This window comes from Synechococcus sp. H55.10 (assembly GCF_047502715.1).
GTDB lineage: Bacteria > Cyanobacteriota > Cyanobacteriia > Thermostichales > Thermostichaceae > Thermostichus.
Window position 1 is genome coordinate 79,690 of record NZ_JANSJJ010000306.1, and the last position, 7,578, is coordinate 87,267.

Annotated in this window: 7 protein-coding genes; 3 read left to right on the forward strand and 4 right to left on the reverse strand. The window is 59.4% G+C overall.

Annotation, left to right across the window (positions count from 1 at the left end; all coding sequences use genetic code 11):
- Nucleotides 1-19 precede the first annotated feature (19 nt).
- From fabF to NW858_RS13895, 3 genes are all read left to right on the forward strand, one after another.
- A complete protein-coding gene (gene fabF, locus NW858_RS13885; protein WP_414336660.1) occupies nucleotides 20-1,300 on the forward strand; it encodes a beta-ketoacyl-ACP synthase II in 1,281 nt (426 codons plus the stop codon).
- A gap of 12 nt (nucleotides 1,301-1,312) precedes the next feature.
- Complete coding sequence (locus tag NW858_RS13890; protein WP_414333861.1) at nucleotides 1,313-1,582, forward strand: hypothetical protein; 270 nt, start codon at nucleotides 1,313-1,315, stop codon at nucleotides 1,580-1,582.
- Nucleotides 1,583-1,693: 111 nt separating this feature from the next.
- Nucleotides 1,694-2,515: an HAD family hydrolase gene (locus NW858_RS13895; protein ID WP_414520714.1), complete on the forward strand. Its 822-nt coding sequence runs from the start codon at nucleotides 1,694-1,696 to the stop codon at nucleotides 2,513-2,515.
- On the opposite strand, the gene queA is transcribed toward NW858_RS13895, so the two are convergent.
- The 4 genes from queA to NW858_RS13915 form a co-directional block, all read right to left on the reverse strand.
- The gene (gene queA / locus NW858_RS13900; RefSeq protein ID WP_414520715.1) at nucleotides 2,467-3,648 is read right to left on the reverse strand and encodes a tRNA preQ1(34) S-adenosylmethionine ribosyltransferase-isomerase QueA; all 1,182 of its coding nucleotides are present in this window, start codon (nucleotides 3,646-3,648) and stop codon (nucleotides 2,467-2,469) included. The genes NW858_RS13895 and queA overlap by 49 nt on opposite strands.
- Before the next feature lie 317 nt (nucleotides 3,649-3,965).
- Nucleotides 3,966-4,547, reverse strand: a complete 582-nt coding sequence (dcd, locus tag NW858_RS13905) for a dCTP deaminase (protein WP_414333857.1) — start codon at nucleotides 4,545-4,547, stop codon at nucleotides 3,966-3,968.
- Nucleotides 4,548-4,571: 24 nt separating this feature from the next.
- Entirely contained in the window at nucleotides 4,572-5,204 is a 633-nt protein-coding gene (locus NW858_RS13910; RefSeq protein ID WP_414347610.1) for a cob(I)yrinic acid a,c-diamide adenosyltransferase, read from the reverse strand.
- 976 nt (nucleotides 5,205-6,180) lie between these two features.
- Complete coding sequence (locus tag NW858_RS13915; RefSeq protein WP_414520716.1) at nucleotides 6,181-7,317, reverse strand: phosphodiester glycosidase family protein; 1,137 nt, start codon at nucleotides 7,315-7,317, stop codon at nucleotides 6,181-6,183.
- Nucleotides 7,318-7,578: the final 261 nt, after the last annotated feature.

Genomic DNA, 7,578 nt, shown 5'->3' on the forward strand with positions numbered 1-7,578 from the left:
TCTGGGCTGATACCGGACGATGGCTACCCTGGATCCCGCCACTGCTCTCAGGCCGACCCGCCGCGTTGTGATTACGGGGCTGGGCGCCGTTACCCCCATCGGCAACTCCCCTGCCGAATTTTGGCAGAGCTTGCTGGCAGGGCGCTCCGGCATTGGGCCGATCACCCATTTCGATGCCTCCCGCCACGAGTGCCGCATTGCCGGGGAGGTGAAGGGATTTGATCCCCTCGACTATTTGGAGCGCAAGGATGCCAAGCGTACCGACCGCTTTGTCCATCTGGCCTTGGCCGCCACCCAACAGGCGCTGGAGGACGCCCAGTTTCGCATCACCGATCTCAACGCCGAGCAGGTGGGAGTGATTTTGGGTACCGGCATCGGCGGCATCCGGGTTTTGGAGGAGCAGCAGACTATCTACTTGCACAAGGGGCCGGATCGCTGCAGCCCGTTCATGGTACCGATGATGATTGCCAACATGGCCGCGGGACACGTGGCCATTCACTTTGGCGCCAAAGGCCCCAATTCCTGTACGGTTACGGCCTGTGCTTCCGGCTCCAATGCCATTGGCGATGCCTTTCGGCTTATCCAAAGGGGAGAAGTGCAGGTGGCGATTACGGGCGGCACGGAAGCAGCGGTCACCCCTTTGTCGATGGCGGGATTTAGCGCCATGAAGGCCCTTTCCACCCGCAACGACGCCCCCGAACAAGCCTGCCGGCCCTTTGACCGGGATCGGGATGGTTTTGTCATGGGAGAGGGGGCCGGGATCCTGTTGCTGGAAGAATTGGAGCACGCCCGCGCCCGCGGTGCCAAGATCTATGCCGAGATAGTGGGCTACGGTCTCACGTGCGATGCCCATCACATGACCAACCCCGCCCCCGGCGGCGAGGGGGCAGCCCGGGCGATGCGGTTGGCCCTCAAGGACGCCGGGATCCAACCTCAACAAGTTCAATACATCAACGCCCACGCCACCAGCACCCCTGTGGGGGATATCGCTGAAGTCCAGGCCATCCAGTCGGTCTTCGGGGAGCATGCCCCCCGCTTGGCCATCAGCGCCACCAAATCCATGACCGGCCACCTGTTGGGGGGAGCAGGTGGCATTGCCACAGTAGCCACAGCTCTGGCCATCCACCACGGCTGGGTTCCCCCCACCCTCAACTTGGACAACCCCGATCCAGAGTGCGCGGGGCTGGATTTTGTGCCCCACAAGGGGCGGCCGATGGCCATCGAGTCTGCTTTGGTCAATGCCTTCGGATTTGGCGGGCACAACGTCACTCTAGCCTTGCGCCGCTACTCTCCCGATTGAAGAGCTCGGTCTATGTCTTCTCCCGAAAGTGTGTCGCCGTCGGTTCGTCAGCAGGCCTTGGCCGCTTTGACGGCAGAGCTGGCGCAGCAAGGCCACCCGCCCGAATATGCTCAGCACATGGCGGCGGCGGTTATTTTTCAAGCCGATTTGGATCTCTGTGCAGCCCAACTGGCGCGGGTGCTCAGTTGGCTGAAGCAAAGCCATCCTGAGCTTTATCCAGAGGCGGTGCAATTGGTGGACACTACCCGCGAGGAGTTTGAGCGTCGCGTTCAAAACGGATAGACAAGCCGCAAACGCTGCAGCGCCGCCATGGGGGAGTAGGTCAACGAGTTTTGATGGAGTGGAGATCCGGCAGCCGAGCTGCGGTTGTGGGCAGAAGGTGATGGGGCCTGTATGGCGCTGCAAGGGGTGATCCTGAACTGGAGTGGGGTGGTGGCCGATGACGAGGGTCTGCACCTGCAGGCCATCAACCAACTGCTGGTGGAAGAGAACCTGCGCCCCTGGACTGTTGTTGCTACGCAACGCTGGCCCCAGTCGGGATCCCAGCGGGAGCTTTACCGGCTGCACTACCTGGGCCGACCGGATCGCGAGCGACTGCCGGCTTTGTGGGGAGAGCAGGGGCGGGTGCTCAACCCCAAACAACTGGAAGAGCTGCTAAAACGCAAGGCCCTGTACTACCGACAAGCTTTAGAGGGGCACACGGAATGGTCTCTCATTCCCGGCTTGGCGGAAACCTTGGAGACACTGGAGCGGCTGCAACTGAAGGTCGGCCTGCTGTGTGGCCAATCGACAGCCGAGCTCAGTGCTTTTCTGGAGCGTTTCCAGTCGCGTTGCCCGGCCCTGACTCGGCTGGCCGGCTCCTACCGCGTGACAGGGGATGAGGCCCCAGGGCAGCGCCACCGTTTGCTTTTGCAGCGGATGGAGCTGTCTGCTCAGGCGTGTTTGAGCATTGAGGCCACCTATCCCGGCATCCAGTCAGCCCGTTCGGCAGGGATCCCGGTGCTGGCTTTGGCCACCTTCTTTCCTCTGCACCTGTTGCAGCGGCGGGCCAATTGGGCGGCAGATGGCTATCACCAGGTGGAGTGGGATCGCATCCGGAACTGGTTTGCCGGCAGGCAAGACCGTCCTTCAACCCCGGCTGGCGGGGCCAGTTCCTGCAAAAGCTCTCAGGGATCCCCCGCAGGCAAGATCAGCATGCCATCCCCAAAGGAATAAAAGCGATATCCCTGGTCGATGGCCTCTTGGTAGAGATCCAGCAGCCTTTGCCGCCCGATCAGCGCAGCCACCAGCATCATCAGGCTGGAGCGGGGCAGATGAAAATTGGTGATCAGGCCCTGAACCACCCGCCAGCAGTAGCCGGGGTAGATGAACAGATCGCTCTTCCCCTGCCAGGGCTGCAGAGCGCCAGAGGCTGCTGCCGTTTCCAAAGAGCGCACCACGGTGGTTCCCACCGCGATGATCCGCCCCCCTCGGGCCTGGGTTTCTTGGATGGCGGCCACCGTCTCTGCCGACACCTTGAGCCACTCGCTGTGCAAGCGATGCTCGGTCACCCGCTCCGCTTCTACCGGGCGGAAGGTACCCAGGCCGATGTTCAGGGTGATGTAGGCGATTTGGATCCCTTTCTGGGCCAACCTCTGCAGCAGCTCCTGGGTAAAATGTAGACCTGCTGTGGGGGCGGCCACCGAGCCGGGATGTTTGGCCCAGAGGGTTTGGTAATCTCCTGGGCGAACCTGGGCTGAGCCCGCAGCTCTGATGTAAGGAGGAAGCGGGATCCGGCCCACCTGCTCCAGGATTGCCTCAAAAGGCCGCGCCCCCTCCCACTCAAACTGCACAACTCGCCCGCCGGTCTCAGGATCCAAAGCCAAAACGGTGGCCCTCAGCCCAGCGGGGGATCCTTCCTTGCTCCAAAAACGAATCCGATCCCCCACCTTGACCCGTTTGCCCGGCCTGACCAAAACCCGCCACCCCACCCGGTCAGGCAGAGGCTGCGCAACGGTCGGGATCCCTTCCAACTGAGGCTCCAGCAGCAACACTTCGACCCGCGCCCCGGAGGGCTCCTTAGCCCCGAACAGGCGGGCCGGGATCACCTTGGTATCGTTGAGAACCAGCAGATCCCCCTGCCGCAGGTAATCGGGCAGGTCGCAGAAGCGGCGATGCTCGTGCCGATCCGGGTACACCACCAGCATTCGCGCCTGATCCCTGGGCTCCGCCGGCGTTTGCGCGATCCGGTCGGGAGGAAGGGTGTAATCGTAGGCAGCGGTGAGCAGATCCGGATCAGGCTTTCTGTCGCCGGCGCCAAGCGGCAGCTCGACCTTGTTGGGGGAAGCGGACGCAGAAAAGTCGGGCATGGAGATGGATCGAAAACGAGATCCAACAGGATTGGGGATCACCAACCGGAAGCCTCCACCCTTTAGGAGAAGGGAGGCGTGTGAACGACTCCCGACACTCATCTTCGTTGAGTAAACGCAACTTAGATAGAGTATGGGATTCACGCTTCACAGACTTGTTTGTACAGAGGTCTCAGCGTGCGACCCACGGCGGGAACCTCTCCAGAGATTTAACTTGTTCTCCTCAATTGTAGGACGAACGGCTTTCATCCCGACACTGATTGGCTCTTGAGTCAACACAATTCACCAATACAGTGCGGGGCTTCCCGCCGATTAAGCTAAACCTTGGCCACCACCACCTGCTGGGGCTGATCCTGATACTTGCCGGCGCGGTCGGCGTAGGTCACCTGGCAGGGATCCCCCTCCAGAAACAGAAGCTGTACCACCCCTTCATTGGCGTACACACGGCAGTCGGCGCTGGAGGCGTTGGAAAACTCCAGGGTGAGATAGCCCCGCCACCCTGCTTCAGCCGGCGTCAGGTTGGCAATTAGGCCCACCCTAGCATAGGAAGATTTGCCAATGCAGATCACGGTGATGTTATCCGGGACTTGCAGCCGCTCCAAAGACACGCCCAACCCGTAGGAATGGGCCGGGATGATAAAGTAATCCCCCATCTCGTCGTGGTGCAGCTCCACCGCTTCCAGGTTCTTGGGGTTAAACCGCTTGGGATCCACCACCGTACCGGGCACATGGCGAAAGATCTTGAACTCCACCGGCGACAGGCGGATGTCGTAGCCATAAGAGGACAGGCCATAACTCAAAACAGGTCGAGACTCAACGGCCCTCACCAGCTCAGGACAGAACGGCTCGATCATCCCTTGCCGCGCTTGCTCGCAGATCCAGCGGTCGTTTTTCAGCATGGCTGCAGCAGGCTCCCTGGAAAGCTAGGGGACTTGAGGAGGATCGGGAGGACAAGCAACGTTCGCATCAGCGGCACGGATCCCTGCACGTAGGCGCAATTGCGTGATCAAGTCGGCCCGCTCCAGAAGGGAGTCCGGCATCTCCGGCCCGGTGATCACCATGTCCATCCAGGCCGGACGCTGATCGATCAAATCCAGCACCTGCGCCTCCGGGATCAGGCCCAACTTCACGGCCAAGCTCAGCTCATCCAACACCACCAAGTCGTAGCGGCCACTCCTGACGGCCTCCTGAGTAAATTGCCACAGCTCATCCAGAGCCACCCGCTCCTCGGGCTCCAGATGAGGCGTATCGATGCAGCGGTGCAGACGACAACGAACCCACTCTAAGGATCGCCCCAGGGAGAGGCGATTTTCCGGCCCCTGGTTGATCCCGCCCTTGAGAAATTGCACGATCAACACCCGCGTCCCCTGGCCGGCCAGCCGCAGCGCCTGAGCCATGACGGGTGTAAACATGCCCCGGCTGGGGTGGGTGTAGAGCTGCAGGGATCCCTGGGGGATCAACTGGGTGGAGCAGGCTCCATCCCGCTGCAGGAAACGGTCGTGAGCGGCAGGCTGCTTAACCCGGGCCGCAGGAACAGCATCCTTGGGGGAGGGCATAGGATTCGGAGAGGCAGTGCAAACCACGGCTTGATCTCGCAAGTGGGTTAAGGAACTAGGCCCTAGGTTCACAGGGCCTACAAGTGGTGGAGAGCGTTGGCTATGGATTCCATGAAACACCACCTGTGCGTATCCGTCAACGAGTTGGTTTTGCTTCTGGCCGGCATACAAATCCTCTCAAATAGAGTGACAGAAAACACAATCCTTGTCCATCCTAGCTTTTTGGCACAAGAGGCAGGAGCCCAAAAGAAAAGCTTTTGAACAAAATCTTAATTAACGTTCAAGTCCAAACAAAAATCTGAGTGTAGAGGTATTTTACTTAAGCACAAAAGTATCTTATAAAAATGCAAGCAAGGAATCAATGTTTTCCGAATGAGATGAGCTCTTGCAAACAGGAATACCGATATCGGCGGCCTGGCCACCAGATGGCGGCGAAGCTCTGCTCATCTCAAAAGCCTTGCCCAGCGGGGGATCTATTCGGCTAGGAGCCGGAGAGCCCCCCATGTTGTCTCGACTTCACTTTGGAAAAAGTGTGACTGCAAGTCCAAAAACTTAAACTTAATTTCTGACTTCGAAAGCGACGAAATGCAAATCCATTAATTGCCTTCATCAAAAACAACTTATCAACGATATTTTTTGAGAAGGGACGCAAAGAATTATGTAACCTCTATATCCTGGAACTATTTTTCGCCAAGTTATCTCTTCAATTATTTTTCTGGTCGATCTCAAGGCTAATTTTTTGTTCTCAGTTTAATCTCTATTCCTATCACGAGAAATAAGCATTGGCCATTTAGTTTGGATCCCACGTAAGGCTAACCTATACAAGCTCTAGAGCCTTGGGTTCTGAGATTGGCGGGATCCCGTTGTGCAACTGGAGCCAAGTCTTTTCTCTGGCGTGAATAGCCCGAACGACCGTGGAGATGGGCACCGCTGTTTTCGGTAACAAGAACCCTTACCCTCTATGTCAGAAAGTATGTCAACGACTTGAACTGGGGAAAAACCCTAGGCCGTTGTGAACTCGGGGTGTGCGTTGTTCTGGGTGTCGGTGTTGCAAATTGACGGTTTCTCCCCCCAGCACCAAGGTGGAAGCATTGCCCCCATCCAAGTTCAGGGCATGGCGACAGCCCAATTGCTGCATCAACTGCGCCATCTCCAGCAGGGTGAGCCCTTGGTTTTCCTGGGCATTGCCGGCGGTCACCCACAGCAAATGTCCGTTGTCCAGTTGACCGACGGCACTGCGGGCAGCCCGTTGGCGGCGGAAGAGGGGTTGAAATCCCTCTAATTGGGCATCCAGAACCACTTGGCCGTCCAAGAGCAAGAGCGGCCCTGCCCCTAGCATGTGGGGGTAGGCAGCCAGCTCTGGCGGATCCACAGTCCAGTTCAACTTGAGGCGATCCCCCGCGATCAGTTTGCCGGCTTCCAGGGCACCTTCCAGACCCCGCGCTGCCAATACGTAGCCGTTGGGCGGGATCGGCACCGTCAAACTACCGGCCAGGCCTGCCGGCAGAATGTCTTGCACCTGATCCTGCCGCACCATCAGGAGCATTTCACCATCCGTTTGGGTGGTGTAGGTGGATCCCCAATCAGGGGTGTACTGGGCAACTCCGGGCAGGATGTAGCCACTGTTGATGCCCACCAGCGGGATCCGATCCCCAAGGTCGTTGCGCAACTCTGCCTGCATCTGCAAACGGGCAAAGCGCACGGATTGCCCTGTCGTCCCATCCGACCAAGCGATGACCCCACGGCCCAAGATGGGGCTGGAGATCCAGCGGCCATCCCGACGAATGGCTCCCAGCGGCTGGCGGGTGTTGCGATTGAAAAAACCGCCGTTGATGGCCGCCACGGCTCCCTGTTCAGGGCCAAAGGAAGACAGCTCCCCCAGACCCACCAAACTGGCAGGATTGGCCCAGATGGGGCGCAGTTGGCCCGCTGTAAGAGAAATGGCCACGATGGCAACCGGGATCCGATCGTCCCCAATCCAGATTTCCTCTTGGTACAAAGGGATCCCTTGCACCACCCGCACAGGCTGCCGGTCGAGGAGCGTCTGGGCAGGGGCAACCGGGCTGTTGAGCAGGAGGAGAGTCGCTCCCACAGCGGCCAAGGTTTTAGGCAAAGCAACCCTCTTCACCAGCCCCTCTCGTTGCTGCTCTAGCCTCTTGGAGCTAAGTCGCTTCAAACAAGATTAAGACACTTTGCCACTCAACTTTGCCACTCACCTGAGCGCTCCAGGCTGCTATAGGCGACCACCCCCGGCCCCTCTCCCTGAGGCCCAAGCGCTCCGCGCCGCTCACGCGACCACCCCCGGCCCCTCTCCCTGAGGCCCGCCCCCCGTCTGTTGTAACCAAAGACCCGCCCCCGAGCCCGGTCTCGGGGT

Coding starts and splice junctions, on each gene's coding strand:
- NW858_RS13890 (WP_414333861.1), top strand. CDS start 1,313: ATGTCTTCTCCCGAAAGTGTGTCGCCGTCGGTTCGTCAGCAGGCCTTG.
- NW858_RS13910 (WP_414347610.1), bottom strand. CDS start 5,204: ATGCCCTCCCCCAAGGATGCTGTTCCTGCGGCCCGGGTTAAGCAGCCT.
- queA (WP_414520715.1), bottom strand. CDS start 3,648: ATGCCCGACTTTTCTGCGTCCGCTTCCCCCAACAAGGTCGAGCTGCCG.
- dcd (WP_414333857.1), bottom strand. CDS start 4,547: ATGCTGAAAAACGACCGCTGGATCTGCGAGCAAGCGCGGCAAGGGATG.
- NW858_RS13895 (WP_414520714.1), top strand. CDS start 1,694: ATGGCGCTGCAAGGGGTGATCCTGAACTGGAGTGGGGTGGTGGCCGAT.
- fabF (WP_414336660.1), top strand. CDS start 20: ATGGCTACCCTGGATCCCGCCACTGCTCTCAGGCCGACCCGCCGCGTT.